Here is a 26,114-nt window from a genome sequence, read left to right as displayed (position 1 = left end):
AATGCCGTTGTCTTGCCGCGCGCCGGTCGCGCACGTTGCCGCCGATGGGCGGTGCACGGGAGGCCGCATGAGCACGCGCGACGGATTGCCGGCGCCGTCGGTCGACATCGGCACGACGCTCGACGACGGGCCGTTCACGACGATGCAGCGCTGCGTGGTGCTGCTTGCCGCGCTCGCAATCGTGCTCGACGGCTTCGACGGCCAACTGATCGGCTTCGCGATTCCGGTGCTGATCCGCGAATGGGGCATTACGCGCGGCGCGTTCGCGCCGGCCGTCGCGGCCGGGCTGATCGGGATGGGCATCGGCAGCGCGTGCGCGGGGATCGTCGCGGACCGCTTCGGCCGCCGCCAGGCCGTGATCGGCAGCGTGTTCCTGTTCGGCATCGCGACCTGCGCGATCGGCTTCGCGCCCGACGTCGCGGCGATCGCGGTGCTGCGCTTCGTCGCGGGGCTCGGGATCGGCGGCGCGCTGCCGACAGCCACGACGATGACGGCCGAATACACGCCTGCGCGGCGCCGCACGATGATGGTGACGGCAACGATCGTCTGCGTGCCGCTCGGCGGCATGCTGGCCGGCCTGTTCGCGCACGAGGTGCTGCCGCGCTACGGCTGGCGCGGGCTGTTCTTCGCGGGCGGCGCGCTGCCGCTCGTGCTTGGTTTCGTGCTCGTGCGTGCGCTGCCGGAATCGCCGCGCTATCTCGCGCGGCGTCCCGCGCGCTGGCCGGAACTCGCCGCGCTGCTCGCCAGGATGCAGCGGCCGGTCGCACCGGGCACCGTGTTCACCGACATGAAGGACGCGCGCGCGGCCGGCGGCCGCAGCGGCTTCGGCGCGCTGTTCGCGAGCGGTCAGGCGCGCGACACGATCGCGCTGTGGTGTGCGTTCTTCATGTGCCTGCTCGCGGTGTACGCGGCGTTCAGCTGGCTGCCGACGATGCTCGCGGCGAGCGGGCTGAGCGTGTCGGTCGCGGGGGCGGGGCTCACCGCGTACAACCTCGGCGGCGTGATCGGCGCGCTGCTGTGCGCATGGGCGATCGCGCATGCGGGGTCGCGCTGGCCGCTCGCGCTGTGCAGCATCGGCGGCGCGGCGAGTGCGGTGTGGCTGATGGGGGTCGATGCCGGCCGCCATACGAGCTGGCTGATCGTCGGGCTCGGCCTGCACGGGCTGTTCGTCAACGCGGTGCAGTCGACGATGTATGCGCTTTGCGCGTACATCTATCCGACGGCCGTGCGTGCGACGGGCACCGCGAGTGCGCTTGCGTTCGGCCGGCTCGGCGCGATCCTCAGCGCGTTCGCGGGCGCAATCGTGATCACGACGGGCGGCGCGGGCGCGTATCTGACGATGCTGGCCGTCGCGATGGGTGTCGTGTGCATCGCGCTGCTCGCGGTGCGGCGGCACATTCCGCGGCTGTCGCGCGCGCAGGCGGCGCCGCGCGAAGGGGAGGAGCTGGCCCGCACATCGTCGTGACGGCGGGCGCGGGACGCGCGTTACAGCGTGGTGCGCACGTGCCAGAGTTCCGGAAACAGCACGACGTCGAGCATCTTGCGCAGGTACGGCGCGCCGCTCGTGCCGCCGGTGCCCTGCTTGAAGCCGATGATGCGTTCGACCGTCGTCACGTGACGGAAGCGCCACTGGCGGAACGCGTCTTCGAGGTCGACCAGCTCCTCGGCCATCTCGTACAGCTCCCAGTGTTGCTGCGGGTGGCGATACACCTCGAGCCACGCGGCTTCGACGGTTTCGTCGTGCCGCGTCGGCTGCGTCCAGTCGTGCTCGAGCCGCTCGGGCGCGATCGGGAAACCACGCCGCGCGAGCAGGCGCACGACTTCGTCGTAGAACGACGGCGCTTCGAGCGTTGCGCGCACCTGTTCGAGGATGTCGGGCCGGTGCGCGTGCGGCTGCAGCATCTGCGTGTTCTTGTTGCCGAGCAGGAATTCGAGCTGCCGGTACTGGTACGACTGGAAGCCGGACGACTGGCCGAGATACGGACGCATCGCCGAGTATTCGGACGGCGTCATCGTCGACAGCACGCTCCACGCCTGAACCAGCTGCTCGAGAATCCGCGACACGCGCGCAAGCATCTTGAATGCGGGCGGCAGCGCGTCGGTGCGCACCGCGTCGAGTGCGCCGCGCAGTTCGAACAGCGCGAGCTTCATCCACAGCTCGCTCGTCTGATGCTGGATGATGAACAGCATCTCGTTGTGATCGGGCGACAGCGGATGCTGCGCGTCGAGGATCGAATTCAGCGACAGGTAGTCGCCATAGCTCATCGACTTCGAGAAATCGAGCTGCGCGTTGTGCCAGCCGGCATCGCCCGGCACGTGCGGCGCCTCGTGCGCGGCCTGCGCCGGTTGTGCGGCGCGTGCGCCCGAGAACGGGCAGCCCGCCGGCGCGTCTTCGCCGGGTGGCTGCATATGACCAGAATTCACGACTCTCTCCAGATTTGAATGACGGGGGGCCTGGCGCGCGGCGCGCGCGCCGGGCAAAACCGGTCAGGTCACCGCGCCGCGTTCGGCGAACTCGGGCGCCTTCCACGCGTCGGTGGCGAGGATGTCGCGCAGCGTCTCGACGGCATCCCACACATCGGCGAAACGCGTGTAGAGCGGCGTGAAGCCGAAGCGCAGCACGTACGGCTCGCGGTAGTCGCCGATCACGCCGCGCGCGATCAGCGCCTGCATCACTTCGTAGCCGTGCGGATGCTCGAAGCTTGCCTGCGAGCCGCGCTGGTGATGTGCGCGCGGCGTGACGAGCTTGAGCGACAGGCCTGCGCAGCGCGCTTCGACGAGCGCGATGAACGCGTCGGTCAGCGCGAGCGACTTGCGGCGGATCGCGTGCATGTCGGTCTGCAGGAACACGTCGAGCCCGCATTCGACCATCGACATCGACACGATCGGCTGCGTGCCGCACAGGAAGCGTGCGATGCCCGGATCGGGCGCGAAGGCCGGCTGCATCGCGAACGGCGCGCGGTGGCCCCACCAGCCCGACAGCGGCTGCGAGAAATGCGCGAGATGGCGCTGCGGCACCCACACGAACGCGGGCGAGCCGGGGCCGCCGTTCAGGTACTTGTATGTGCAGCCGACCGCGCCGTCCGCGCGTGCGCCGTTGAGATTGACCGGCACCGCGCCGGCCGAGTGCGCAAGATCCCACAGCATCAGCGCGCCCGCGTCGTGCACGAGCTGCGTGACGGCCGGCATGTCGTGCATGTAGCCGGTGCGGTAGTTCACGTGCGTGATCATCGCGACGGCCGTGTCCGCGCCGAGCGCGGCCGGCAGGTCGGCCGGATCGTCGATCAGGCGCAGCTCGTAATCGCCGCCGAGCTGTTCGATCAGCCCCTGCGCGATATACAGGTCGGTCGGGAAGTTCGAGCGCTCCGACACGATCACGCGGCGCTCGGGCGCACGTTCGGCCTGATGGCGCAGCATCGCCGACAGCAGCTTGAACAGGTTGATCGAGATGGTGTCGGTGACGACCGTTTCGCCCGGTGCGCCGCCGATCAGCGTCGCGAGCTTGTCGCCGAGACGGCGCGGCAGCGCGAACCAGCCGGCCGTGTTCCAGCTGCGGATCAGGCCTTCGCCCCATTCGGCGCCGATCACCTGCTGCGCGCGGGCGGCCGAGGCGCTCGGCTGCGCGCCGAGCGAGTTGCCGTCGAGGTAGATCACGCCATCGGGCAGGGAGAACTGGCCGCGCAGCGGGGCGAGCGGGTCGTCGCGGTCGAGCGCGAGCGCGTCTTCACGGGTCTTGATCATGATGTGGGGTCGTGGGTCGGGGTAATCAGGAGGCACGTGCAGGCAGGGCGCGCAGTACCGCGCGCACCGGGCTCGCGTCGAGCGTCGCGAACTTCAGCGGCAGTGCGATCAGTTCGTAGTCGCCGGGCGGCACGTCGTCGAGCACGATGCCTTCGAGGATCGCCATCCGGTGCGCACGCACGCGGTGATGGGCATCCATCGTCTTCGATTCCTGCGGGTCGAGCGACGGCGTATCGATGCCGATCAGCTTCACGCCATGCGCGGCGAGCAGATCGACGGTTTCGGGCGCGACTGCGCAGAAATGGCTGTCCCACTGTTCTACGTTGGCACGCGCATACGTGCGCAGCAGCACGCGCGGCGGCACGTTGTCGAGCGCGGTCGCGATGTCGGCCGGCTGCACGACCGGCGACGCGCCGATGCAATGGATCACGCGGCACGGGCCGAGATAGGTGTCGAGCGGCACGGCGCCGATCGGGGCGCCGTCGGCGTCGTAGTGCAGCGGCGCGTCGCAATGCGCGCCCGTGTGCGGCGACAACGTCAGGCGCGCGACGTTGACCGGCGAGCCGGCCTCCATCCGCCACACGCGTTCGACGGAAACCGGCGTATCGCCCGGCCACACGGGGGTGGCGGGGCTGACGGGCGGCGAGATGTCCCAGAGAGTGTCCATGGCATGACGAATCGGTGAATCGATCCTTCGAATGATAGGTGGACGCTCGCAGAAAGTGCTTGCGAAATAAACATGGACAATCCGCCGGATTGGCAGATAATTCGACTCAGAGGGAAAACGGGGACCAAAAATGCACGCGATCACGCTCGATGCCACCGACTGCCGGATTCTGGCGGTACTGCAGGAGGAGGGCAGAATCAGCAATCTCGACCTGGCGGAACGCATTTCGCTTTCGCCATCCGCCTGCCTGCGCCGCATGCGCCTGCTCGAGGAGCAGGGCGTGATCGAGCACTATCGCGCGTGCCTGAGCCGCGAGAAGCTCGGCTTCGAGCTCGAGGCATTCGTGCAGGTGTCGATGCGCAACGAAGAGAATCAATGGCACGAGCGCTTCGCGGAAGCGCTGCGCGAATGGCCGGAGGTGGTCGGCGCATTCGTCGTGACGGGCGAGAGCCACTATCTGCTGCGCGTGCTCGCGCACAACCTCAAGCACTATTCGGATTTCGTCCTGAACCGGCTCTACAAGGCGCCCGGGGTGATGGACATCCGTTCGAACATCGTGCTGCAGACGCTGAAGGATGAAGCGGGCGCGCCGGTCGGGCTGGCGCGCACGGGGGCGATCAAAGCGGTGTGAGGCCGTGGAAGCCGCCGCCGTGAAAGACGAGCGGCGGGGCCGTGTCCGATACCGCGCGCACGCCGCAGCGTTCGACTTCGCCGACGAAGATCACGTGGTCGCCTTCATCGTAGCGGCTGCGGTTGTGGCATTCGAACCAGGCGAGCGCGCCGTCGAGCACGGGCATCCCCGAGTTGCCGGCCGCATGCGCGATCCCTTCGAAGCGGTCGCCCTTGTAGGTCGAGAAACGCTTGCACAGGTCGAGCTGCGACGCCGCGAGCACGTTCACCACGTAATGGCTGTTGCCGCGGAACACGGGCGTCGACGCCGATTTGTGCGCGAGGCTCCACAGCACGAGCGGCGGATCGAGCGAGACCGAGTTGAACGAGCTGGCGGTGATGCCGATCAGCTGCCCGGACGGCGCGCGCGTCGTGATCACCGTCACGCCCGTCGCGAACTGGCCGAGTGCCTGCCGGAACGCGGCCGCGTCGAAATCCGGCGGGTTGGCGCGGCTCATCGGGCCACCATCCGGAACGAGACGGGCAGGCGCGGCGCGACGCGGACGGGGCGGGCACGGCGGACGAAAGGCGACAAGGCGGTCGATTGGGAAGGGGTGCGCATGGCCCGATTTTAGCGGAATCGCAGCCGCCGGGCCCGGCCGGACGGTGCATTGCGGGGGCAAGGTGGCGTACCGAACACTGCGGCGCGCTGCTCGATGCGCATCGCGGGCGGCCGGCATCGCCGTTCTGTCGCGTTTTTCAAGCAGGCCTGCTGCGCCAACCGGCAGCGCCGCATCACGCCTGCCATCGATCCCCGCGCTAGCGCGCCGCTGCCAGCCCGAGGGACAGCGCGCCTGTCACGATCAGGCTCGATGCCCACACCGCATCGAGATTGAACCAGCTTCGCGATACGAACTTCAGCCCGAGATAGCGGTACACGAGCCACGCGAGCCCGCCGCCGGCGGCGATCATCGCGGCCGCATGCACGGCCGCGACGACGAGCGCCATCCCGAGATGCGCATCGACGAGCATCGCGGCCGCGCGGTGGCCGGCATCGCCGTCGAGCCCGCACAGCCCGAGATAGATCGGCACCAGCATCAGCCCCGCGCCGTGCGCGAGCGCGACCGCGAACGACCACAGGCCGAGCCGCGCGGGCGGGATCCGCGCGAGCGCGCGCGGATGCCTGCGCCGGATCAGCAGCACGGCGCCGAAGCCGATCACGAGCGCGCTCGCGCCGATCCGGATCGCCGACTGCCACGCGAGCAGCGCGGCGAGCAGCCCGAACGGCAGCATCACCGCGAACACCGCGAGCGCATGGCCGAGCGCGAGATAGCCGAGCGCCGCGACGAGCGCGGCGCCGCGGCGCGTCATCAGCGCGTTCGACACCGCGAGCGGCCAGCCCATCGCGGGATTGAGCCCGTGATAGATGCCGCTCGCGAGCACGGCCGCCCACAGGGCGGCCTGCGCGTGCAGGCCGGTGCTCAACGCCGGACCGACGGATAGCAGAACGAGTCGGTCGAGCAGTCGCCGCCTTCGAGCCGGATCTGGTGCGCACGGTAGCCGTCGGGGAATTCGACCCAGTAATCTTCGGCGAGCGTCAGCCCGCCTTCCGGCCCCGCATGCGCGAGCACCTGCGCGCCCGGCACGCCGTCCGGATAGAACTGGTCGTCCCACGTCGAATACAGCGAATTGGTCCAGTACACGCGCCGGCCGTCGCGGCTGATCTCGACCATCTGCGGGCCGCCCGCGAACCTGCGCCCGTTCGTGTGCGGCGCACGGCGCACGATGCCGCCGATGCGTACCGACCCCGCGAGCACCGGGTTGTGCGGATCCGACACGTCGTACTGGCGCATCTCGCCGGTCCCCCAGCACGACACGTACAGGAAGCGGTCGTCGAGCGACAGGTCGATGTCGGTCACGAGCGGCGGCACCGCGCCGAACGATTTCAGCAGCGGCGGTAGCTCGTCGGCCGCGGCCGGCTCGGCCGGGATCGTCGCGGTCTTCTTCACATGGAACTTGCCGCCTTCGCGCCACCAGGTCCAGATCGAGCCTTCGAGATTCGTCGTATCGACCACGACGCCGACGAACCCGTATTCGCGCGCCGGGTCGTGCGCGGGCCGCACCTCGAGCGCCATCTGGTGCTGCGCGCCGAGATCGATCGTCTGCACGTTGCGCCGCGCGCGCAGGTCCCAGAAATGCAGCCGGTGCCCGTATTTGTTCTCGAGCAGGTCTGCCGGCACGATCCCGTTTTCGAACTGCGGCGGCAGCGCCCACTCGCTCGACACCATGTAGTCGCGCGGCAGGTTCCACCAGAAGTCGTAGTGCTTGTCCTGCGGGCCGCGGTCGATCTCCCAGCGGCCGAGCACGTCGAAGGTTTCGCAATCCATGATGAAGATGCCGGGCGCGCCGTCGGTGCCGTCCTTGCCCGCGCCGCCGAGCGTGCTCACGTAAATGCCTTCGGGGCCGCAGTGTACGGTGTGCGGACGCGAATAGCCGGTCTTCGCGAAGATCTCGTCGGGCTCGATGATCTTGTGGATGCGCGCCTGTGTCGGATGCGGCTTCGTGTCGATCACGTAGATGCGCGACGAGCGCAGGCCGGGGATGATCAGGAAGCGGCGTTCGAGGAACGCATGGCCGGTCAGCGGCGACAGCGACGACGAGCACGCATTCCAGCCGAAGTGGTGAAACTCGTCGCCGGTGTTCGGCATCGTTACCGTATGCACGATCTTTCCGTAAGTCGGCGAACCGGGCTTCACGTCGATCACGGCAAGCGCGTCGGGTCTGGAAAAATCGGGGCTCAGCAACAACGTATAGGCAAATTCTTCGGCGGGTGCCTGCATCGCAAGCGCCGGCGAGGCGTGAAACGTCGGGTCAGGCCGCATGCTCATGGTGATGCCCTCTCGATGGGTTGGGATCGTGGACGCACGGCCGTTCGTTGCGGGCGTGCGGACTGCGGGTGCCGTTCGGCGTGGATGGCGCCGGCGGGCGCGATCGGCAGGCGGATGCACGCGTCGGCGACGCGTACGGCGCCGTGCATCAGATCGTGAAAGCGGGAAAAGACGAGGTACTGGACCGCCGTGCCCGGGGCGGGACGGCCGTGCGGCATCGCGATGGTGCGATTGAGGTGCCGGCGCGCGAGGTGGCGGCGACCGGGCCCGCGATGCGGGAGATGTCTGCTAAGGCATGCATATCGATGTTCCGGCAGATGATGTTTGCATCAGGGTCGGGCGTGCATCGGACGCTTGGCTGGCGCGACGGGTTTGCCGCCGCTTGCGCGTGCCTAAGTGTAGACGAGAAATGTGCGGCACGGTCGCGTGCGGCACCTGTCCGCTCTGCCAGGTTCGCGCGCGAGTGAGATACTTGCCGGAGTGCCGCTGCGTCCGCACCGCGTGCGGGCGGCGGCGAGACGAAACGGCGGCGCCGGTACATGCGTAGCGGTTGCCGTCATCAACGAGGGACTGATTTCATGGGGAACGAGATGCTTGAAACCGCGACGTTGGGAGGCGGGTGTTTCTGGTGCACGGAGGCCGTGTTTCTCGACGTCGACGGCGTGACGGCCGTCCAGTCGGGTTACGCGGGCGGCCATACGCGCAATCCCGGCTACCGCGACATCTGCGAAGGCGATACGGGCCACGCGGAAGTCGTCAACGTGACGTTCGATCCGGCGCGCATCGGCTATCGCGAGATTCTCGAGATCTTCTTCGCGACGCACGATCCGACCCAGTTGAACCGGCAGGGCAACGACGTCGGCACGCAGTACCGGTCGGTCGTGTTCACGCATTCGGATGCGCAGCGCGACACCGCGCTCGACGTGATCCGCGAGTTGGAACGCGAGCGGGTGTTCGGGCAGCCGATCGTCACGCAGGTGGTGCCGCTCGACGGCAACTACTGGCCGGCCGAGGATTATCACCAGAACTATTACGCGCAGAACCCGGGGCAGGGCTATTGCTCGGTCGTGATCGGGCCGAAGCTCGCGAAGTTCCGGCAGAAGTTCTCGCACCGGCTGAAGTCGCTGCGCGGCGCGTAAGCGCATGACCGGCGACAGCCGGCGGAAACGCGCGTTACGCCGCCTCGTTGCGCCACTGCGCGCACGCGGCGGCGATTTCGCGCGCGAGCGCGATGCACGACAACGGCGCGGAGCCTTCCGCCTTGTTGTTGATCGTGATGATCACCGGCTGCCCGGCCAGCGCGTAGCGCGCGGCCAGTTCGGCGAGCGCCGAGCGCGTCGCCGGATCTTCGTCGACGAGCTTGTCGAACGGCTCGTATTTCGCTTTCGCCTGTTCGTACTTGAAGCCGCCGTGCAGGCTCCAGCGCACGATCAGCGGCCCCGGCGCGTCGCCGTCGAGCAGCGCGAGCGCGGCGGCCTGGCGCAACGGGTCGGGCATCCGCGCATGCAGGCCGACGCAGTAGCGCACGCCGAGCGCGGCGAGCGCACGGATGAAGCGCGGCGTGAGCAGGCTCGCGTCGCGAATCTCGATTGCGTAGCGCGTGCCGTCGGCTTCCGGCGGCAGCGGCGGTAGCGCCGCGAAAAACGCGGTCAGCCGGTCGATCAGCGCAGCCGGTTCGGCAAGCAATTGATCGGGCAGCGGCGAAAACTGGAACACGAGCACGCCCGCTTTTCGGCCGAGCCCTTCGAGACACGGCTGCACGAATTCGCGGGTCGCGAGCGATGCGTCGAGAAAGGTCGGGTTCGGCCCCGACGGCTCGCCGCGGCGGCCGCGGATCACCGCATCGGTCACCGAAGCCGGCGCCTTCACGACGAAGCGGAAATCGTCGGGCACCTGCTGCGCGTAGCGCAGGTAGTCGGCCACCGACAGCGGGCCGTAGAACGACCGGTCGAGGCTCACGCTCCTCAGCAGCGGATGCGCGCCGTATGCTTCGAGCCCTTCGCGCGACAGCTTCGTCTGCGCGAAATCGCCGTCGTAGACGATGCCGTTCCAGCCGGGGAAATACCACGACGACGTGCCGAGCCGGACGTTCGGCGGCAGGCCGGCCGCGGCGTCGGCGACGTCCGCCGCGATCGGCGCGGGCAGCACGCCGCGCTTGCGCCGGCCTTTCTTCGGCGGCGCGGCGGGCGGCGACGGCTCGTCCCACAGCAGGCCGGAGGCAGGTGCCGGTTCGTCGTCGACAGGGCGCGGGGGAGTAGGGGCAGGCCGCGGATCGTCCTGCCCGTGCGGTGTTACGTGCTCATCGGGGCTGGCGGGGCGGCCATCGTCCGCCGGCGCCGGCGACGCGCGTGCGCCATCCGCCGGCACGCCGAACAGGTCGAATTGCCCGTCGGCGTGCGACTCGTCCGCATCGTCGCGCCGCTGTCGTTCCGGCGGCGCCTTGCGCCGCGTCCTGCCGTCACCCATGCATGCCCAGCGTGAAGCGCCGCCTAGCGCGGCAGCGCGTGTTCGTACATATAGCGCCGCGACCACGGCAGCGTTTTCGCGCTGCGTCCGGCCTTGCGGCACACGATCTGGAAGATCGACACGTCGTCGTGCTCGAATGCATACGCGCAGCCGGCAAGATATACGCGCCAGATGCGGAATTTTTCGTCGTCGACGAGGGCTTTCGCCTGGTCGGCCTTCGCCTCGAAGTTCTCCGTCCAGATCTCGAGCGTGCGCGCATAGTGCCGCCGCAGGCTTTCGACGTCAACCGCCTCGAGTCCGCCGCGCTGCGCCGCTTCGAGCGCGAGGCTGATGTGCGGCAGCTCACCGTCCGGGAACACGTAGCGGTCGATGAATTCGCCGCCGCCGAGCGCCGTTTCGCCGCTTTCCGCATCGGTCGACGTGATCCCGTGGTTCATCGCGATGCCGTCGTCGGCGAGCAGGTCATGCACGCGCGAGAAGTAGAGCGGCAGGTTCTTGCGGCCGACGTGCTCGAACATCCCGACGCTCGTGATGCGGTCGAACTGGCCGTCGATCTCGCGGTAATCCTGCAGGCGGATCTCGATCTTGTCTTCGAGCCCCGCGGCCTTCACGCGCGCGGTCGCGAGGTCGAACTGGTTCTGCGACAGTGTCACGCCGAGACACGTCGCGCCGAACTTCTGCGCGGCGCGCAGCACGAGCGCCCCCCAGCCGCAGCCGATGTCGAGCAGGCGCTGGCCGGGCTCGAGCCGGATCTTCGTCAGGATGTGGTCGATTTTCTTGATCTGCGCGGTGGCGAGATCCTCGTCACCGTTCTCGAAGTACGCGCACGAGTACACCATGTTCTCGTCGAGCCACAGCCGGTAGAACTCGTTCGAGACGTCGTAGTGATACTGGATCGCCTTCTTGTCGGTGCTCTTCGAGTGATTGAAGTAGCGCTTCACGCGCGCCAGCTTGCTCGCGCTCGTTACCGTGCTGCGCGCGAGCGAGTAGCTGATGTTGATGATGTCGGACAGCCTGCCTTCGATGTCGATCTTGCCCTTCACGTACGCTTCGCCGAGATTGTCGAGGCTCGGATCGAGCAGCAGCGGCAACGCCGACGCACTGTTCACCTTCAGCGTGACCTGCGGTGCGCTGAAGGTGCCGAAATCGAGTTGATCGCCGTTCCACAGCACGAGGCGCGCCGGTATGTTCGCTTTCGCCCGTACTTCGTCCGCCCACTGTGCCAGCTTCTTTTCCCAGAACATTTGGATTCTCCGTTTGTTCGTTGAATCGAATACAGCCAAGTATCTTGACCGGCGCCCGCCGCTTGCGAAGCGGGCACCCGGATGCAACACGAGACACGACCGGCGTGCGCCGGCGCCGCGCTTACGGCGACAGGCGCGAGATCGTCCAGCCCGGCGACGCCGCGGCGTCGCGCGTATAGAGCAGACGGTCGTGCAGCCGCGACGGGCGCCCTTGCCAGAACTCGATCGCGTCGGGCACGAGGCGGTAGCCGCCCCAGTGCGGCGGGCGCGGCGGGTTGTCGCCGTAGCGTTCGCTGATGGCCTTTTCGCGCGCTTCGAGCGTCGCGCGGCTGTCGATCACGGCGCTCTGCTCCGATGCCCACGCGCCGATGCGCGAGCCGAGCGGGCGCGACGCGAAATAGCGGTCGCTTTCTTCGGCGCTGGTTTTCTCGATCCGGCCTTCGATGCGCACCTGGCGCTCGAGCTCGATCCAGTAGAACAGCAGCGCGGCTTGCGGATGCACGGCGAGGTCGTGCCCCTTGCGGCTTTCGTAATTGGTGAAGAAGACGAACCCGCGTTCGTCGACGCCCTTGATGAGTACGATCCGTGCCGACGGCCGGCCGTCGGCGCCGACGGTCGCGAGCGTCATCGTGTTCGGCTCGGGCAGTTTGGCGGCGAGCGCCTCCTTGAACCAGCGATCGAACTGGGCGAGGGGGTCGGGGGCGGCATCGGCTTCGTCGAGCGAAGCACGTGAATAGTTGATGCGGAGATCGGCGAGAGTCGTCATGTTATGCAAACGCTTCAATCTGGGGCCAGTATAGCGAACGCGCGAGAATCGTGCGTGCACAGTGGCGCGTGCGAGCGGGGAGTTCAGGCAAAATAGAGGGCTGCACGACTTACGTTTTCCTTGCTGCCATGTCCGCTGCCGAAGCTTCCCCGCCCAGTTCTTCTGATCTTACCCCGACCCCGGAAATCCAGCTTGACGTGGATCGCGCCCGGCGCTTCGGCGGCGTCGCGCGCCTGTACGGCGCGCCGGCCGCCGCCGCGTTCGAGCGTGCGCACGTCGCGGTGATCGGGATCGGCGGCGTCGGGTCGTGGGTGGCCGAGGCGCTTGCGCGCAACGCGGTCGGCACGCTGACGCTGATCGATCTCGACAACGTCGCGGAAAGCAATACGAACCGGCAGATCCACGCGCTCGACGGCAATTACGGCAAGCCGAAGGTCGACGCGATGGCCGAGCGGATCGCGCTGATCGATCCCGCGTGCCGCGTGAACCGGATCGAGGATTTCGTCGAACCCGACAACTTCGACGCGCTGCTCGGCGGCGGCTTCGACTACGTGATCGACGCGATCGACAGTGTGCGCACGAAGGTCGCGCTGATCGCGTGGTGCGTCGCGAAGCGGCAGCCGCTCGTCGTCGTCGGCGGCGCGGGCGGGCAGCTCGACCCGACGCGCATCCGCATCGACGATCTCGCGCTGACGATCCAGGATCCGCTGCTGTCGAAGGTGCGCGCGCAGTTGCGCAAGCAGCACGGCTTTCCGCGCGGGCCGAAGGCGCGCTTCAAGGTCAGCGCCGTGTATTCGGACGAGCCGCTGATCTATCCGGAAGCCGCCGCGTGCGACATCGAGGACGGTGCGGAGCCGTCCGCCGCGGCGCATGTCGCGGGGCTCAACTGTGCGGGATTCGGTTCGAGCGTGTGCGTGACCGCGAGCTTCGGGTTCGCGGCCGCCGCGCATGCGCTGCGCGCGATCGCGGCGCAGGCGGCCGGCTGAGCCCGCGCCGCGCGGGCGTAGCGGGATGAGGCTGCGGCGCGGGTAGTGCGCCGCAAGCGAGACGGCGGCCCGGCCGGGCCATCGCGGCCCGGCGTGCCGCGCGTCAGTTGAGCGCCATGCTCAGCTTGCGTCGCCACCCGGCGACGAGGTCCGGGCGATCGCCGGCCAGTTCGAACACCGAGATCAGCGTGCGGCGGCCGAGATCGTCGCCGTACGCGCGGTCGCGCGTGACGATTTCCAGCAACTGCTCCACCGCACCTTCGTACGCGCGCCGCGCGATCAGGCTCTGCGCGAGGTCGAAGCGCGCGTCGAGATCGGCCGGGTTCGCCGCGATGCGTGCTTCGAGCGCGTCGGTCGGCGGCAGGTCGGCCGTGGCCTCGAGCGCGTCGAAACGGGTCTTGATCGCCTGGTAGCGCGGATCGCCGTTCTGCACGGTCTGCGGCGACAGGCGTTCGGTCTCCGCACGGGCGGCATCGACCTGGTTGCTCGCGAGCAGCAGTTCAATCAGGTCGAGGCGTGCGTCGTCGAAACCGGGGTTCAGCGCGAGCGCCGCTTCGAGGTGCGTGAGCGCGTCGTCGAAGCGCTGCTCGGCCATCGCGTACTGCGCGGCGCGGCGCTCGGCTTCCTCGGGCGCCGGCAGCAGCCGGTCGAGGAACGCGCGCAACTGGCCTTCGGGCAGCACGCCGACGAACTGGTCGACCGGGCGCCCGTCGGCGAATGCGATCACGTGCGGGATGCTGCGCGTCTGGAAGTGCGCGGCAAGTTCCTGGTTCTCGTCGACGTTGACCTTCACGAGCTTCCAGCGGCCTTCGTAGTCGGCTTCGAGCTTTTCCAGCAGCGGGCCGAGCGTCTTGCAGGGGCCGCACCACGGCGCCCAGAAGTCGACCAGCACGGGCGTGTCCAGCGACGCCTCGATGACGTCTTTCTCGAAAGTGGCAAGCGTGGTGTCCATGTCGTTCTCTTCGGTTCGAATATCGTCAGGATGGGGGCGGTGCGCCCCTTTTTCAACGCGGTTTCGACTCGGGCAGCGGGATCCACTCGGTCTCGCCCGGCACCTTGCCCATTTCCTGGCGCGTCCAGGCCGCTTTCGCGCGCTCGATCGCGTCGCGGCTGCTGGCGACGAAATTCCATTCGATGAAGCGTTCGCCGTCGATCTTGTCGCCGCCGAGCAGCATCGCGCGTGCGCCGCTGCCGCTCGTCAGCGTGACCGTCGCGCCCGGTGCGAGCACGGCCATCTGTTCGGCCGGCACCGGCGTGCCGTCGATCGCAAGCTCGCCGTCGACCACGTAGACCGCGCGCTCCTCGTGCGACGCGTCGAGTTCGAGCCGGCCGCCGGCCGCGAAGTCGGCCGCGACGTACAGCGTGCGCGAGAACGTCGTGACGGGCGAGCGCAGCCCGAACGCGTCGCCCGCGATCACCGTCAGCGATACGCCGTCTTCGTTGCGCTTCGGCAGCGTGTCGGCCGGATGGTGCTCGAACGACGGCTCGGTCGTCTCGTGCGCTTGCGGCAGCGCGACCCAGGTCTGGATCCCGTGCACGGTATGGCCGCTGGCGCGCTGCGCGTCGGGCGTGCGTTCGGAGTGGACGATCCCGCGGCCGGCCGTCATCCAGTTCACGTCGCCCGGCACGATGGCCTGCAGCGAGCCGAGGCTGTCGCGGTGCAGGATCGCGCCGTCGAACAGGTAGGTGACGGTCGCGAGCCCGATGTGCGGATGCGGGCGCACGTCGAGCCCTGTGCCGGCCGGCAGCGTAGCGGGGCCCATGTGATCGAAGAAGATGAACGGGCCGACGAGACGTGCGGCGAGCGCGGGCAGCGTGCGGCGTACCTGCAGGTTGCCGATGTCGCGCACGTGCGGCTTCAGCAGGGCTTTGATCGAGTCGGTCATGGCGGCTCCAGTGGGGCGGCAGGGGATGCCGGTCATTGTACTGGCCGACCGCCGCCGATTCCATGCGCGCCGCGCGGGTATCGGGCCCCCGGCGAAACCCGGTAGACTGACGCGCTTCTCGGGAAAACGCTGGGCCGCCCCAAGTTTTCCTGACCCCCTCGGAGTGCCTGGCGCGAAGCGACAGGGTGGGGGCCTGGCACAATGATTCGAATCGAGGAGACGCCGATGATGGCCCCGAAGGACTTGCTGCTCGCGCTGGTCGTGATCCTGGCGTGGGGCGTGAACTTCGTCGTGATCAAGGTCGGCCTGCATGGCATGCCGCCGATGCTGCTCGGCGCGCTGCGCTTCACGCTCGCGGCCGTGCCCGCCGTGTTCTTCGTGCGCCGGCCGCAGATTCCGTGGCGCCTGCTGGTGCTGTACGGCGCGACGATCCAGCTCGGCCAGTTCGTGTTCCTGTTCACCGGCATGTACGTCGGCATGCCGGCCGGCCTCGCGTCGCTCGTGCTGCAGTCGCAGGCGTTCTTCACGCTCGTGTTCGCGATGCTGTTCCTCGGCGAGCGGCTGCACGTGCAGAACCTGATCGGGCTCGCGATCGCCGCGGGCGGCCTCGTCGTGATCGCCGCGCAGGGCGGCCGCGCGATGACGCTCGCGGGCTTCCTGCTGACGATCTGCTCGGCCGCGATGTGGGCGTTCGGCAATATCGTCACGAAGAAGGTCGGGAAGGCGAATCTCGTGTCGCTCGTCGTGTGGGCGAGCCTCGTGCCGCCCGTGCCGTTCTTCCTGCTGTCGCTGTGGTTCGAAGGGCCGCAGCGCATCGCGACCGCGCTCGCCGGGCTCAACGGCGCGTCGATCTTCGCGGTCGTCTATCTCGCGTTCGTCGCGACGCTGCTTGGCTACGGGCTGTGGAGCCGGCTGCTGTCGCGCTACCCGGCCGCGCAGGTCGCGCAGTTCTCGCTGCTGGTGCCGGTCGTCGGGCTCGCGTCGTCGGCGCTGCTGCTCGACGAACATCTGACGCGCACGCAACTGATCGGCACCGCGCTCGTGATGGGCGGGCTCGCGGTGAACGTGTTCGGCGGGAAACTGGTGCGCCGCTTCGCGGCGTCGTGACGCGCCGGCACGCAGCGCGTGCCGGCGGCAGGGAACGGGCGGCCGTCAGGCCATCCGGTTCTTCGCGAGCGGCGGATTCGCGGAGAAGTAACGCTTGATGCCGCGGAAGATCGCGTCGGCCATCTCGTCGCGATAGCTGTCGTCGTTGAGCCGGCGCTCTTCGTCCGGGTTGCTGATGAACGCGGTCTCGACGAGGATCGACGGAATGTCGGGCGCCTTCAGCACCGCGAACCCGGCCTGCTCGACCGAGCCCTTGTGCAGCTTGTTGATGCCGCCGACTTCCTTCAGCACGTAGTTGCCGTAGCGCAGCGAGTCGCGGATCTGCGCGGTCGTCGACATGTCGAACAGCGCGCGGTTCACGGCCGCGTCCGCCGTCTTGATGTTGATGCCGCCGATCAGGTCGGACGAATTCTCCTTGTTCGCCATCCAGCGCGCCGCGGCACTCGTTGCGCCGTGGTCGGACAGCGCGAACACCGACGACCCGCGCGCGGACGGCGTCGTGAACGCGTCCGCGTGGATCGACACGAACAGGTCGGCGCCGACGCGGCGCGCCTTCTGCACGCGCACGTTCAGCGGCACGAAGAAGTCGGCGTCGCGTGTCATCATCGCGCGCATGTTCGGCGCGCCGTCGATCTTCGCGCGCAGCTTCTTCGCGATGTCGAGCGCGATGTGCTTCTCGTAGGTGCCGCCGCCGCCGATCGCGCCCGGATCCTCGCCGCCGTGGCCCGGATCGATCGCGACCGTCAGCAGGCGCACGGTGCTGCCCTTGCCGGATTTCGGCGCGGTGAACTTGTAGGTGTCGCCGTCGTCGTCGCTGTCGTCGCGGCGCGCGATGACGGGCGGCGGCTTGACGGCCGGCTTCGCGGGCGTCGAAGGCGTGCCGGCCGCCGGCGGCGTGTGCGGCGTGGCCGGCGTGTTCTGCGCGAAACGCTGGAAGAACGCGTCGCTGTTGTCGCCCGCGCCGGGCGGCGGCGTGCCCGGGCCGGCCAGCGTGGTCGGCGGCTGCATCTGCTGCGCGCGCGCCGTATCGTTGAGCGCCTGCTCTTTGCGTTCCGTCTGCGCGATCAGGTCGGACAGCGGATCGGGCGCCACGGCCGGATACAGGTCGAACACGAGCCGGTACTTGTAGGTGCCGACGGGCGGCAGCGTGAACACCTGCGGCTTCACCGAGCCTTTCAGGTCGAACACCATCCGCACGACGTGCGGCTGATACTGGCCGACGCGCACCGACTGGATCTGCGGATCGTTCGGCGCGATCTTCGACACGAGGTCGCGCAGCGCCTGGTCGAGGTCGAGGCCGGTCAGGTCGACGACGAGGCGGTCGGGACCCTGCAGCAGCTGTTGGCTATTCTGCAGCGGCTGGTCGGATTCGATCGTGACGCGCGTGTAATCGCGCGCGGGCCACACGCGCACGCCGAGCACCGACGACGCGTGCGCGAGCCGCGGCGCGACGAGACCGAGCACCAGCGTCGACGCGCCCGCGCACAGAATCTGGCGGCGGCGCCAGTTGTGCGTCGCGGTGGCCGCCGATTCGATCGAGCGGAACGGTTTGATCAACATCTTTCGAGACATGCCTTTCCTGAAGCGCTATACGCCCGGACGGTGAGGGCGCGGCCGTCGCCATCCACGTCGAGCGAGAAAACCAGATCGGGCACGCCGAGCAGGGTGCCCGCCTGTTGCGGCCATTCGACGAGGCAGATCGCGCTGGAATTGAAATATTCGCGAAAGCCTGCATCGGACCATTCGGCCGGATCGTTGAATCGATACAGATCGAAGTGATAGACCTCGAGTTCCCCATCGTCGCGTTCGAGCGCGTATGGCTCGACGAGCGTATAGGTTGGGCTGCGCACGCGTCCCGGGTGGCCGAGGCCGCGCAGGATCGCGCGCACGAGGGTCGTCTTGCCTGCGCCGAGATCGCCGACCAGCTGGATTTGCAGCCCGTCGAACGCATGCGCGCGGTCGAGTTCGATGCGCGCCGCGTCGAGCGCGTGCGCGAAGCGGGTGCCGAAGGCCTCGGTCGCCGCTTCGTCGGCGAGCGCGATCACGCGCTCCGCGAGCGGGGCGGGCAGCATGGCGTCATGAGGCGATTGGCTGGACGTGGCTGGCATTCTCGTAAAATAGTGCGATGAACCGATTACCGGAACTCGCCGCATCCGACAGGCCTTCGACTCAAGCCGAAGGCGCGGCGCCGTGCGCGCTCGATGATGCGGCGTTGACTGCGCTTGCCGCTCGCATCAGGGCGTGGGGGCGCGAATTGGGTTTCGGGGCGATCGGTATCAGCGATACCGATCTCTCGGATGCCGAAGCAGGCCTCGCCGCCTGGCTGGAAGCCGGATACCACGGCGAAATGGATTATATGGCGAAACATGGGATGAAACGCGCGCGTCCGGCCGAACTTGTGGCCGGTACGCGACGCGTGATTTCCGTGCGGCTCGCCTATTTGCCGGCCCAAACGCTCGCCGACGATGCACCGGGCGGCGAGCCCGGCGCGCTCGTGCCGCACGATTGGCGCGCACGCGAACGGGCGCGGCTCGACGATCCGCAGGCGGCCGTCGTGTCGATCTATGCGCGTGGCCGCGACTATCACAAGGTGCTGCGCAACCGGTTGCAGACGCTCGCGGAGCGCATCGAGGGCGAGATCGGCGCATTCGGCTACCGCGTGTTCACCGATTCGGCGCCCGTGCTCGAGGTCGAACTCGCGCAGAAGGCGGGCGTCGGCTGGCGCGGCAAGCACACGCTGCTGTTGCAGCGCGATGCCGGTTCGCTGTTCTTCCTCGGCGAGATCTACGTCGACCTGCCGTTGCCGGCCGACGCGCACACGTCGCCTGACACCGCACCCGAGACGCCCGGCGCGCACTGCGGCAGTTGTACGCGCTGCATCGACGCGTGCCCGACCGGTGCGATCGTCGAGCCGTACCGCGTCGACGCGCGCCGCTGCATCTCGTACCTGACGATCGAACTGAAAGGCAGCATCCCCGAAGCGTTGCGGCCGATGATCGGCAATCGCGTGTACGGCTGCGACGACTGCCAGCTCGTGTGTCCGTGGAACAAGTTCGCGCAGGCCGCGCCCGTCGCCGATTTCGACGTGCGGCACGGTCTCGACCGCGCGACGCTCGTCGATCTGTTTGCATGGGATGCCGACACATTCGACACGCGGATGCAGGGCAGCGCGATCCGGCGCATCGGCTACGAAAGCTGGCTGCGCAATCTCGCGGTCGGGCTCGGCAATGCGCTGCGCGTGGGTCCGGACCGGCTCGCGCCGCCGGCGCGCGACGCGATCGTCGCCGCGTTGCGCGCGCGGGCCGACGACCCGTCGCCGGTCGTGCGCGAGCATGTCGAATGGGCGCTGCGTGCCGCGTGAAGGCGGCGTAAAGTGTCGTCGGCGCGTGGCGGTGCCGCGCGCATCCCCCGGTCAGGAGAAGGCAATGTTCAACGCAGTCATCGACGCGCCGTTCGGCAAGGTCGGCATCCGTACGGATGCCGCGGTGGTGCGCGAGATCGTCTATCTGCCCGAATCGGTGAAGTCGGTCGATCCGGATTCGGCGCTCGCGAAGCGCGCGGTCAAGCAGATCGAACGTTATTTCGAGCGTGCGTCGGCGCGCTTCGACCTGCCGCTCGCGGAAGTCGGCAGCGCATTCCAGCACCGCGTGTGGGACGTGATCAGCGATATCCCGCCCGGCACCGTGCTGACCTACGGCCAGGTCGCGAAGCGGATCGGCAGCGCACCGCGCGCGGTCGGCCAGGCGTGCGGCGCGAACTACTTCCCGCTCGTGATTCCGTGCCATCGCGTCGTCGCGGCGGGCGGCCTCGGCGGCTTCGCGAACCACGACGACAACGGCTATTACCAGAAAGTGAAGCGCTGGCTGCTGGCGCACGAAGGCGTGCCGTACTGATGAGTGAACCCATGATTTCCCCCGAAGCCGACGGCGATGCCGCCGCGGCGTCACCCGCGCTGCTCGCGAGCCGCGCGTCGATCGACGTGTTCTGCGATGCGCTGTGGCTCGAGCACGGGCTCGCGCGCAACACGCTCGACGCGTACCGGCGCGATCTGGTGCTGTTTTCCCAATGGCTGGCCGAGACGCACGATGCGCCGCTCGATGCGGCCGACGAAGCGATGGTGACGGGCTACATCGCCGCGCGCAGCGACGGCAAGGCGACGTCGTCGAACCGGCGGCTGTCGGTGTTCCGTCGCTATTACGGCTGGGCCGTGCGCGAGCATCGCGCGTGCGCCGACCCGACACTGCGGATCACGTCCGCGAAACAGGCGGCGCGGTTCCCGTCGACGTTGTCGGAGGCGCAGGTCGAGGCGCTGCTCGGCGCACCCGACGTCGGCACGCCGCTCGGCCTGCGCGACCGCACGATGCTCGAGCTGATGTACGCGAGCGGGCTGCGCGTGAGCGAGCTCGTGACGCTGAAGACGGTCGAGGTCGGCCTGAACGAAGGCGTCGTGCGCGTGATGGGCAAGGGCTCGAAGGAGCGGCTCGTGCCGTTCGGCGAAGTGGCGCACGGCTGGATCGAGCGCTACCTGCGCGGTGCACGGCCGGCATTGCTCGGCGCGCGCGCGGCCGACGCGCTGTTCGTGACCGCGCGCGGCGACGGGATGACGCGCCAGCAGTTCTGGAACATCATCAAGCGTCACGCGCAGCAGGCCGACGTGCGCGCGCACCTGTCGCCGCATACGCTGCGGCATGCATTCGCGACACACCTGCTGAACCACGGCGCCGACCTGCGCGTCGTGCAGCTGCTGCTCGGCCACAGCGACATCTCGACCACGCAGATCTATACGCACGTCGCGCGCGAGCGGCTGAAGACGCTGCACGCGCAGCACCACCCGCGCGGTTAGTACGCGGGGCGCGCGCATCCGGCGCCGCGCGGGCGCCGGTACGCGCTCGACGCGTACGCAGGCGCGCAGCGGCCGGCGTCAGACCAGCTCGCGCAGCTTGTGCTTCAGCACTTTGCCGGTCGATGCGGCCGGCAGCGCATCGAGCACGCGGATGTACGCAGGGCGCTTGTAAGGCGTGAGCCGCTCCGCGCACCACGCGTGCAACGCGGCTTCGTCCGCGGTCGCGCCCGGCACCAGCTCGACGAACGCGAGCACTTCCTCGTTGCCCTCGACCGCGCGGCCGATCACGGCCGCCTGCACGACGTCCGGATGCGCATTCAGCACTTGCTCGACCTCGACCGGATACACGTTGAAGCCCGACCGGATGATCAGTTCCTTGCTGCGGCCGGCGATCGTCACCGCGCCGTCCGGCTCCTGCCGCGCGAGATCGCCGGTGCTCAGCCAGCCGTCCGGCGACACGGCGGCGCGCGTCGCGTCCGCGTTGCGGTAGTAGCCGAGCATCACGTTCGGCCCGCGCACGCGGATCTCGCCGACGTCGCCCGGCGCCACGTCGGTGCCGTCCGGCGCGACGATCCGCATGTCGACGCCCGGAATCGGCACGCCGACCGAACTGTCGGCACGCGGCGCGTCGAGCGGCGTCTGCGTGATCGTCGGGCTGCTTTCGGTCATCCCGTAGCCGTTGTGCAGCGGCACGCCGTACTGACGCTCGACGCGCGCCTTCAGGTTCGCGTCGAGCGGCGAGCCGCCCGAATACGCGAAGCGCAGGCGCGGCGCATGCCACGTGTGGCCGTGCGTGTGCAGGTGCTCGAGCAGCTTCGCGTGCATCGCGGGCACGCCCTGGAAGATCGTCACGCCTTCGTCGGCGAGCGCGACGCGCACGGCCTCCGGCGAGAAGCGCGGCGCGAGCCGCAGCGTCGCGCCTGCGTACAGGCTGCCGAGGCAGACCGACGCGAGCCCGTACACGTGCGACACGGGCAGCACCGTGTAGACGACGTCGTCGGGCGACACGCGGCGCAGCGTGCTCGACGTTGCGGCGATGAACAGCAGGTTGCGGTGCGACAGCATCACGCCTTTCGGTGCGCCCGTCGTGCCGGTCGTGTAGATCAGCGCCGCGCATTGTGTGGCGCCGTCTGCCGTGACCGGTTCGGCGGGCGCGCTCGCGTCGACGCGATACGACCACGCGCCGATGTCGACCGGCAGCGCGCCGGCGGGTGTCGCGCCGAGCCGCGCGGCATGCGCGCGCGCGTCGGGCGATGCGTCCGTCGCGAATGCGGCCAGCTTCGGGCGCGCATGCGCGGCGATCGCATCGAGTTCGCCGGCGGACAGCCGCGCGTTCGACACGAGCGCCCACGCGTCGAGGCGGGCCACCGCGAACAGCAGCACGATCTGCGCGACGCAGTTTTCCGCGACGATCATGACGCGGTCGCCGCCTTGCACGCCGAGGCTCGCGAGCCGCGCGGCCGCCGCATCGACGGCCTGCGCCAGCTCGCCGTACGTCAGGCGGCGCGCGTCTTCGATCAGCGCCGGGTGCGCGGGCGCCTGTGCGGCCCAGCGCGCGGGCACGTCGGCGATGCGGCGCGGCAGCGCGGCGAGCAGGGCGTCGACGTCGAGCGACTCGGACGAACGAATGGGCGAGGACATGGCGTCTCCAGAAAAGGGCGCCGGGCGGCGGCGCGACGTTGTTTGCGAACGATCGTGCCATGACGTCGCGCGCGCGACAATCGGCCAATCGGGCAATAGCCCTTCGCGATGTCCGCAATGATGGCGGGCGGAATCGGGGCGGCGGCTCAGGCGGCCGTCCGGCGGAAAACGGGCCGCGAGTATACCGCCGGCCTGCGCACGTCGCCGCCCGCCTGCCGGTCGTTCGCCATTAAAATGCCGCCATGAGCAAATCCAGACACGTGTCCGAAACCCCCGCGACCCAGCTGTTGCGCCGCCATGGCGTGGCGTTCGGCGAGCATCCGTACGACTACGTCGAGCACGGCGGCACCGGCGAATCGGCGCGCCAGCTCGGCGCGGACGAGCACTGCGTCGTGAAGACGCTCGTGATGGAAGACGAACACGCGAAGCCGCTGATCGTGCTGATGCACGGCGACCGTACCGTGTCGACGAAGAACCTTGCGCGGCAGATCGGCGCGAAGCGCGTGGAACCGTGCAAGCCCGAGGTCGCGAACCGCCATTCGGGCTATCTCGTCGGCGGCACGTCGCCGTTCGGTACGCGCAAGACGATGCCCGTCTACGTCGAGGCGACGATCCTCGAATTGCCGACGATCTACCTGAACGGCGGCCGCCGCGGCTACCTCGTCAGCCTCGCGCCGGCGGTACTCGTATCGCTGCTCGGCGCGCAGCCCGTGCAGTGCGCGAGTGTCGACTGAGGGTTTCACCTTCGTGGCACCCCGCGCCCGTTCGGTAGAATGGGCGCCGTTTCGGCTTGCCGGCTTGCCGCGCACGGCCGTCCCTTTACCGATACGTTGAAAGAAGAGTCCTCCGCATGCAGATCCTGCTCGCCGCCCTCGTTGCCTACCTGATCGGTTCGGTGTCGTTCGCCGTTGTCGTCAGTTCTGCGATGGGCCTGGCCGACCCGCGTTCGTACGGGTCGAAGAATCCCGGCGCGACCAACGTGCTGCGCAGCGGCAACAAGAAGGCCGCAATCCTGACGCTCGTTGGCGACGCGTTCAAGGGCTGGTTTGCCGTCTGGCTCGCACGACGCCTGGGCCTGCCCGACGTCGCGGTCGCGTGGGTTGCGATCGCCGTGTTCCTCGGCCACCTGTATCCGGTGTTCTTCCGCTTCCAGGGCGGCAAGGGCGTCGCGACCGCGGCCGGCGTGCTGCTCGCCGTGCACCCGGTGCTCGGGCTCGCGACTGCGCTGACCTGGCTGATCGTCGCGTTCTTCTTCCGCTATTCGTCCCTTGCGGCGCTGGTGGCAGCCGTGTTCGCGCCGGTGTTCGACGTGTTCCTGTTCGGCACGGGCCACAACCCGGTCGCGTGGGCCGTGCTCGCGATGAGCGTGCTGCTCGTGTGGCGTCACCGCGGCAACATTTCGAAGCTGCTCGCGGGGCAGGAGAGCCGGATCGGCGACAAGAAGAAGGCGGCCGCGGACGGCGGCGCGCAGGACGGCGGGAAAGCCTGAGAAAGCGCGGCGCTTGCCGCGCGCCGGGCGCGCCGCGCATGCGGGGCCCGGCCGAATGACGTGACGGATCGGCTGGCGATCAGTCGCGGAAGTTGTTGAAGTCGAGCGGCGTGTCGGTCACGTCCTTGCGCAGCATCGCGATCACGTTCTGCAGGTCGTCGCGCTTCGTGCCGGCCACGCGCACCGCGTCGCCCTGGATGCTCGCCTGCACCTTGATCTTGCTGTCCTTCACGAGGCGCACGATCTTCTTCGCGAGATCGCCGCTCACGCCCTTCTTCACGGTGACGATCTGCTTGACCTTGTCGCCGCCGATCTTCTCGACCTTGCCGTAGTCGAGGAAGCGCACGTCGACGTTGCGCTTGGCCAGCTTGCTGATCAGCACGTCCTTGACCTGGCCGAGCTTGAAATCGTCGTCGGCGAACAGCGTCAGCTCGCGTTCCTTCTGCTCGACGCGCGCGTCGGAGCCCTTGAAGTCGAAGCGCGTCGAAATTTCCTTGTTCGACTGCTCGATGGCGTTCTTCACTTCGATCATGTTCGCTTCGGAAACGACGTCGAACGATGGCATGGCATTCTCCCTTGAGATGCGGGCACCCGGCTCGCGCGCGGGCACTCGCTATAATTGCGGACTGTTTGCCATTTTACCGATGCCCCTCCGTTTGCCCAAGACCGGCCGTTTGCCGGACCGGGCCGACGTGACCGCGAATGCCGATGCCTCCTGACGATTCCGCCCTGTCGCTGCTTCCCGACCATGCGCTTGCCGCGCACAACACGTTCGGCATCGCCGCGCGCGCGCGCTTTGCCGCGCGCGTCACGCACGCGGCGCAGTTCGAGGCGCTGCACCGCGACCCGCGCGTCGCGAACCTGCCGCAGCTCGTGCTCGGCGGCGGCAGCAACGTCGTGTTCACGCGCGATTTCGACGGCGTCGTGCTGCTCGACGAGATCGCCGGCCGCCGCGTCGTGCGCGAGGACGGCGACGCGTGGTACGTCGAGGCCGGCGGCGGCGAGAACTGGCACGCATTCGTCGCATGGACGCTCGAGCACGGGATGCCGGGCCTCGAGAACCTCGCGCTGATCCCAGGCACCGTCGGCGCCGCGCCGATCCAGAACATCGGCGCATACGGCCTCGAAATGAAGGCGTATTTCGATTCGCTGGTCGCGGTCGAACTGGCGACGGGGCGCAGCGAGCGCTTCGACGCCGCGCGCTGCGCGTTCGGCTACCGCGACAGCTTCTTCAAGCGGGACGGGCGTGGCCGGTTCGCGATCGTATCGGTGACGTTCCGTCTGCCGAAACAATGGACGCCGCGGCTCGGCTACGCGGACGTCACGCGCGAGCTCGACGCGCGCGGCATCGCACCCGATGCGGCGACGCCGCGCGACGTGTTCGACGCAGTCGTCGCGATCCGCCGCGCGAAGCTGCCCGACCCGCTCGTGCTCGGCAACGCGGGCAGTTTCTTCAAGAATCCGGTGATCGACGCCGCGCAGTTCGAGGCGCTGCGCGCCCGCGCCCCCGAAGTCGTGTCGTATCCGCAGCCGGACGGGCGGGTCAAGCTCGCGGCCGGCTGGCTGATCGACCGCTGCGGCTGGAAGGGCCGCGCACTCGGCGCGGCGGCCGTGCACGACCGGCAGGCGCTCGTGCTCGTCAATCGCGGCGGCGCGACGGGCGCCGACGTGCTCGCGCTGGCGCAGGCGATCCAGGCCGACGTGCGCGCGCACTTCGGCGTCGAACTGGAGGCGGAACCGGTCTGCCTGTAGCGCGGGCACGGCACCGTTTTCCGTGCGCC

General features: G+C 68.9%; 26 protein-coding genes. 11 read left to right on the top strand and 15 right to left on the bottom strand.

Translation table 11 applies throughout. The features are described 5' to 3' along the window. Positions 1-67: 67 nt before the first annotated feature. Positions 68-1,465, top strand: a complete 1,398-nt coding sequence (locus OHZ10_RS14015; protein WP_342702793.1) for an MFS transporter — start codon at positions 68-70, stop codon at positions 1,463-1,465. Between the two features lie 20 nt (positions 1,466-1,485). On the opposite strand, the gene kynA is transcribed toward OHZ10_RS14015, so the two are convergent. The 3 genes from kynA to kynB all read right to left on the bottom strand — a co-directional run bounded on the left by kynA (position 1,486) and on the right by kynB (position 4,408). Continuing rightward, positions 1,486-2,409 (bottom strand): tryptophan 2,3-dioxygenase, encoded by a 924-nt coding sequence (gene kynA / locus OHZ10_RS14010; RefSeq protein WP_059233348.1) that lies wholly within the window; start codon positions 2,407-2,409, stop codon positions 1,486-1,488. Positions 2,410-2,487: 78 nt separating this feature from the next. Further along, a complete protein-coding gene (gene kynU / locus OHZ10_RS14005) occupies positions 2,488-3,741 on the bottom strand; it encodes a kynureninase (protein WP_059233349.1) in 1,254 nt (417 codons plus the stop codon). Between the two features lie 25 nt (positions 3,742-3,766). Next, on the bottom strand, positions 3,767-4,408 hold the full coding sequence (gene kynB, locus OHZ10_RS14000; protein ID WP_174994282.1) for an arylformamidase: 642 nt from the start codon (positions 4,406-4,408) through the stop codon (positions 3,767-3,769). Between the two features lie 130 nt (positions 4,409-4,538). Here kynB and OHZ10_RS13995 point away from each other — a divergent pair, with 130 nt between their 5' ends. Continuing rightward, the gene (locus OHZ10_RS13995; protein ID WP_006477992.1) at positions 4,539-5,039 is read left to right on the top strand and encodes an Lrp/AsnC family transcriptional regulator; all 501 of its coding nucleotides are present in this window, start codon (positions 4,539-4,541) and stop codon (positions 5,037-5,039) included. On the opposite strand, the gene OHZ10_RS13990 is transcribed toward OHZ10_RS13995, so the two are convergent. From OHZ10_RS13990 to OHZ10_RS13980, 3 genes are all read right to left on the bottom strand, one after another. Further along, positions 5,026-5,535 carry a flavin reductase family protein gene (locus OHZ10_RS13990; RefSeq protein ID WP_059233351.1) on the bottom strand — a complete coding sequence of 170 codons (510 nt, stop codon included), beginning with the start codon at positions 5,533-5,535 and terminating at the stop codon, positions 5,026-5,028. The genes OHZ10_RS13995 and OHZ10_RS13990 overlap by 14 nt on opposite strands. 301 nt (positions 5,536-5,836) lie before the next feature. Beyond that, entirely contained in the window at positions 5,837-6,502 is a 666-nt protein-coding gene (locus tag OHZ10_RS13985) for a hypothetical protein (protein ID WP_059233352.1), read from the bottom strand. Continuing rightward, positions 6,499-7,905: a selenium-binding protein SBP56-related protein gene (locus tag OHZ10_RS13980; RefSeq protein WP_059233353.1), complete on the bottom strand. Its 1,407-nt coding sequence runs from the start codon at positions 7,903-7,905 to the stop codon at positions 6,499-6,501. Before OHZ10_RS13980 ends, OHZ10_RS13985 begins: the two co-directional genes overlap by 4 nt. Positions 7,906-8,483: 578 nt before the next feature. Between OHZ10_RS13980 and msrA the strand changes: the two genes are divergently transcribed. Beyond that, positions 8,484-9,044: a peptide-methionine (S)-S-oxide reductase MsrA gene (msrA, locus tag OHZ10_RS13975; protein WP_342702788.1), complete on the top strand. Its 561-nt coding sequence runs from the start codon at positions 8,484-8,486 to the stop codon at positions 9,042-9,044. Between the two features lie 34 nt (positions 9,045-9,078). Here the strand turns inward: msrA and OHZ10_RS13970 are convergent, their stop codons facing one another. From OHZ10_RS13970 to pdxH, 3 genes are all read right to left on the bottom strand, one after another. Then, positions 9,079-10,371 carry a DUF72 domain-containing protein gene (locus OHZ10_RS13970; RefSeq protein WP_256085218.1) on the bottom strand — a complete coding sequence of 431 codons (1,293 nt, stop codon included), beginning with the start codon at positions 10,369-10,371 and terminating at the stop codon, positions 9,079-9,081. Between the two features lie 23 nt (positions 10,372-10,394). Next, complete coding sequence (locus OHZ10_RS13965; protein ID WP_059233357.1) at positions 10,395-11,615, bottom strand: SAM-dependent methyltransferase; 1,221 nt, start codon at positions 11,613-11,615, stop codon at positions 10,395-10,397. 121 nt (positions 11,616-11,736) lie between these two features. Further along, on the bottom strand, positions 11,737-12,381 hold the full coding sequence (gene pdxH, locus OHZ10_RS13960) for a pyridoxamine 5'-phosphate oxidase (RefSeq protein ID WP_059233358.1): 645 nt from the start codon (positions 12,379-12,381) through the stop codon (positions 11,737-11,739). Between the two features lie 128 nt (positions 12,382-12,509). On the opposite strand from pdxH, the gene OHZ10_RS13955 reads away from it, so the two are divergent. Beyond that, complete coding sequence (locus OHZ10_RS13955; protein ID WP_059233359.1) at positions 12,510-13,367, top strand: tRNA threonylcarbamoyladenosine dehydratase; 858 nt, start codon at positions 12,510-12,512, stop codon at positions 13,365-13,367. 103 nt (positions 13,368-13,470) lie between these two features. Here OHZ10_RS13955 and trxA read toward each other — a convergent pair whose 3' ends face one another. After that, positions 13,471-14,319: a thioredoxin gene (trxA, locus tag OHZ10_RS13950; RefSeq protein ID WP_174994279.1), complete on the bottom strand. Its 849-nt coding sequence runs from the start codon at positions 14,317-14,319 to the stop codon at positions 13,471-13,473. Between the two features lie 52 nt (positions 14,320-14,371). Then, positions 14,372-15,253 carry a pirin family protein gene (locus OHZ10_RS13945; protein ID WP_340624401.1) on the bottom strand — a complete coding sequence of 294 codons (882 nt, stop codon included), beginning with the start codon at positions 15,251-15,253 and terminating at the stop codon, positions 14,372-14,374. A gap of 228 nt (positions 15,254-15,481) precedes the next feature. Here OHZ10_RS13945 and OHZ10_RS13940 point away from each other — a divergent pair, with 228 nt between their 5' ends. Beyond that, positions 15,482-16,360 (top strand): EamA family transporter, encoded by an 879-nt coding sequence (locus OHZ10_RS13940; protein ID WP_174994297.1) that lies wholly within the window; start codon positions 15,482-15,484, stop codon positions 16,358-16,360. Between the two features lie 45 nt (positions 16,361-16,405). Here the strand turns inward: OHZ10_RS13940 and OHZ10_RS13935 are convergent, their stop codons facing one another. Both OHZ10_RS13935 and tsaE read right to left on the bottom strand, forming a co-directional pair. Then, positions 16,406-17,932 carry an N-acetylmuramoyl-L-alanine amidase gene (locus OHZ10_RS13935; protein ID WP_059233363.1) on the bottom strand — a complete coding sequence of 509 codons (1,527 nt, stop codon included), beginning with the start codon at positions 17,930-17,932 and terminating at the stop codon, positions 16,406-16,408. Further along, positions 17,914-18,468, bottom strand: coding sequence for a tRNA (adenosine(37)-N6)-threonylcarbamoyltransferase complex ATPase subunit type 1 TsaE (gene tsaE, locus OHZ10_RS13930; protein WP_059233364.1), 555 nt, complete (start codon positions 18,466-18,468; stop codon positions 17,914-17,916). The genes OHZ10_RS13935 and tsaE overlap by 19 nt, the downstream gene beginning before the upstream one ends. 17 nt (positions 18,469-18,485) lie before the next feature. Between tsaE and queG the strand changes: the two genes are divergently transcribed. From queG to xerD, 3 genes are all read left to right on the top strand, one after another. Next, positions 18,486-19,721: a tRNA epoxyqueuosine(34) reductase QueG gene (queG, locus tag OHZ10_RS13925; protein ID WP_059233365.1), complete on the top strand. Its 1,236-nt coding sequence runs from the start codon at positions 18,486-18,488 to the stop codon at positions 19,719-19,721. A 64-nt stretch (positions 19,722-19,785) separates the two neighbouring features. Further along, complete coding sequence (locus tag OHZ10_RS13920; protein WP_059233366.1) at positions 19,786-20,253, top strand: methylated-DNA--[protein]-cysteine S-methyltransferase; 468 nt, start codon at positions 19,786-19,788, stop codon at positions 20,251-20,253. Further along, complete coding sequence (xerD, locus tag OHZ10_RS13915; protein WP_342702783.1) at positions 20,253-21,203, top strand: site-specific tyrosine recombinase XerD; 951 nt, start codon at positions 20,253-20,255, stop codon at positions 21,201-21,203. Before OHZ10_RS13920 ends, xerD begins: the two co-directional genes overlap by 1 nt. Before the next feature lie 78 nt (positions 21,204-21,281). On the opposite strand, the gene OHZ10_RS13910 is transcribed toward xerD, so the two are convergent. Continuing rightward, complete coding sequence (locus tag OHZ10_RS13910) at positions 21,282-22,844, bottom strand: class I adenylate-forming enzyme family protein (RefSeq protein WP_342702782.1); 1,563 nt, start codon at positions 22,842-22,844, stop codon at positions 21,282-21,284. 242 nt (positions 22,845-23,086) lie between these two features. Between OHZ10_RS13910 and ybaK the strand changes: the two genes are divergently transcribed. Both ybaK and plsY read left to right on the top strand, forming a co-directional pair. Beyond that, positions 23,087-23,578, top strand: coding sequence for a Cys-tRNA(Pro) deacylase (ybaK, locus tag OHZ10_RS13905; RefSeq protein WP_059233369.1), 492 nt, complete (start codon positions 23,087-23,089; stop codon positions 23,576-23,578). A gap of 116 nt (positions 23,579-23,694) precedes the next feature. Further along, positions 23,695-24,333, top strand: a complete 639-nt coding sequence (plsY, locus tag OHZ10_RS13900) for a glycerol-3-phosphate 1-O-acyltransferase PlsY (protein ID WP_059233370.1) — start codon at positions 23,695-23,697, stop codon at positions 24,331-24,333. A gap of 79 nt (positions 24,334-24,412) precedes the next feature. Here the strand turns inward: plsY and OHZ10_RS13895 are convergent, their stop codons facing one another. Next, on the bottom strand, positions 24,413-24,898 hold the full coding sequence (locus tag OHZ10_RS13895; RefSeq protein WP_059233371.1) for a YajQ family cyclic di-GMP-binding protein: 486 nt from the start codon (positions 24,896-24,898) through the stop codon (positions 24,413-24,415). Positions 24,899-25,035: 137 nt separating this feature from the next. Between OHZ10_RS13895 and murB the strand changes: the two genes are divergently transcribed. After that, positions 25,036-26,085 carry a UDP-N-acetylmuramate dehydrogenase gene (gene murB, locus OHZ10_RS13890; RefSeq protein WP_342702781.1) on the top strand — a complete coding sequence of 350 codons (1,050 nt, stop codon included), beginning with the start codon at positions 25,036-25,038 and terminating at the stop codon, positions 26,083-26,085. Positions 26,086-26,114 lie beyond the last annotated feature (29 nt).

Origin of the sequence: Burkholderia arboris, assembly GCF_038723655.1 — a bacterium.
Taxonomy (GTDB): Bacteria; Pseudomonadota; Gammaproteobacteria; order Burkholderiales; family Burkholderiaceae; genus Burkholderia; species Burkholderia arboris.
This window is presented reverse-complemented; position numbering and strand designations above follow the sequence as displayed.

Bases quoted from the DNA above. Each gene is read 5' to 3' on its own strand.
- plsY (WP_059233370.1), top strand. From the start codon at position 23,695: ATGCAGATCCTGCTCGCCGCCCTCGTTGCCTACCTGATCGGTTCGGTG.
- kynU (WP_059233349.1), bottom strand. From the start codon at position 3,741: ATGATCAAGACCCGTGAAGACGCGCTCGCGCTCGACCGCGACGACCCG.
- tsaE (WP_059233364.1), bottom strand. From the start codon at position 18,468: ATGCCAGCCACGTCCAGCCAATCGCCTCATGACGCCATGCTGCCCGCC.
- OHZ10_RS14015 (WP_342702793.1), top strand. From the start codon at position 68: ATGAGCACGCGCGACGGATTGCCGGCGCCGTCGGTCGACATCGGCACG.
- murB (WP_342702781.1), top strand. From the start codon at position 25,036: ATGCCGATGCCTCCTGACGATTCCGCCCTGTCGCTGCTTCCCGACCAT.
- pdxH (WP_059233358.1), bottom strand. From the start codon at position 12,381: ATGACGACTCTCGCCGATCTCCGCATCAACTATTCACGTGCTTCGCTC.
- OHZ10_RS13980 (WP_059233353.1), bottom strand. From the start codon at position 7,905: ATGAGCATGCGGCCTGACCCGACGTTTCACGCCTCGCCGGCGCTTGCG.
- OHZ10_RS13910 (WP_342702782.1), bottom strand. From the start codon at position 22,844: ATGTCCTCGCCCATTCGTTCGTCCGAGTCGCTCGACGTCGACGCCCTG.
- OHZ10_RS13995 (WP_006477992.1), top strand. From the start codon at position 4,539: ATGCACGCGATCACGCTCGATGCCACCGACTGCCGGATTCTGGCGGTA.
- msrA (WP_342702788.1), top strand. From the start codon at position 8,484: ATGGGGAACGAGATGCTTGAAACCGCGACGTTGGGAGGCGGGTGTTTC.
- OHZ10_RS13965 (WP_059233357.1), bottom strand. From the start codon at position 11,615: ATGTTCTGGGAAAAGAAGCTGGCACAGTGGGCGGACGAAGTACGGGCG.
- OHZ10_RS13920 (WP_059233366.1), top strand. From the start codon at position 19,786: ATGTTCAACGCAGTCATCGACGCGCCGTTCGGCAAGGTCGGCATCCGT.
- trxA (WP_174994279.1), bottom strand. From the start codon at position 14,319: ATGGACACCACGCTTGCCACTTTCGAGAAAGACGTCATCGAGGCGTCG.
- OHZ10_RS13940 (WP_174994297.1), top strand. From the start codon at position 15,482: ATGGCCCCGAAGGACTTGCTGCTCGCGCTGGTCGTGATCCTGGCGTGG.
- OHZ10_RS13990 (WP_059233351.1), bottom strand. From the start codon at position 5,535: ATGAGCCGCGCCAACCCGCCGGATTTCGACGCGGCCGCGTTCCGGCAG.
- xerD (WP_342702783.1), top strand. From the start codon at position 20,253: ATGAGTGAACCCATGATTTCCCCCGAAGCCGACGGCGATGCCGCCGCG.
- OHZ10_RS13895 (WP_059233371.1), bottom strand. From the start codon at position 24,898: ATGCCATCGTTCGACGTCGTTTCCGAAGCGAACATGATCGAAGTGAAG.
- kynB (WP_174994282.1), bottom strand. From the start codon at position 4,408: ATGGACACTCTCTGGGACATCTCGCCGCCCGTCAGCCCCGCCACCCCC.
- ybaK (WP_059233369.1), top strand. From the start codon at position 23,087: ATGAGCAAATCCAGACACGTGTCCGAAACCCCCGCGACCCAGCTGTTG.
- queG (WP_059233365.1), top strand. From the start codon at position 18,486: ATGAACCGATTACCGGAACTCGCCGCATCCGACAGGCCTTCGACTCAA.
- OHZ10_RS13945 (WP_340624401.1), bottom strand. From the start codon at position 15,253: ATGACCGACTCGATCAAAGCCCTGCTGAAGCCGCACGTGCGCGACATC.
- OHZ10_RS13955 (WP_059233359.1), top strand. From the start codon at position 12,510: ATGTCCGCTGCCGAAGCTTCCCCGCCCAGTTCTTCTGATCTTACCCCG.
- OHZ10_RS13935 (WP_059233363.1), bottom strand. From the start codon at position 17,932: ATGTCTCGAAAGATGTTGATCAAACCGTTCCGCTCGATCGAATCGGCG.
- OHZ10_RS13970 (WP_256085218.1), bottom strand. From the start codon at position 10,371: ATGGGTGACGGCAGGACGCGGCGCAAGGCGCCGCCGGAACGACAGCGG.
- kynA (WP_059233348.1), bottom strand. From the start codon at position 2,409: ATGCAGCCACCCGGCGAAGACGCGCCGGCGGGCTGCCCGTTCTCGGGC.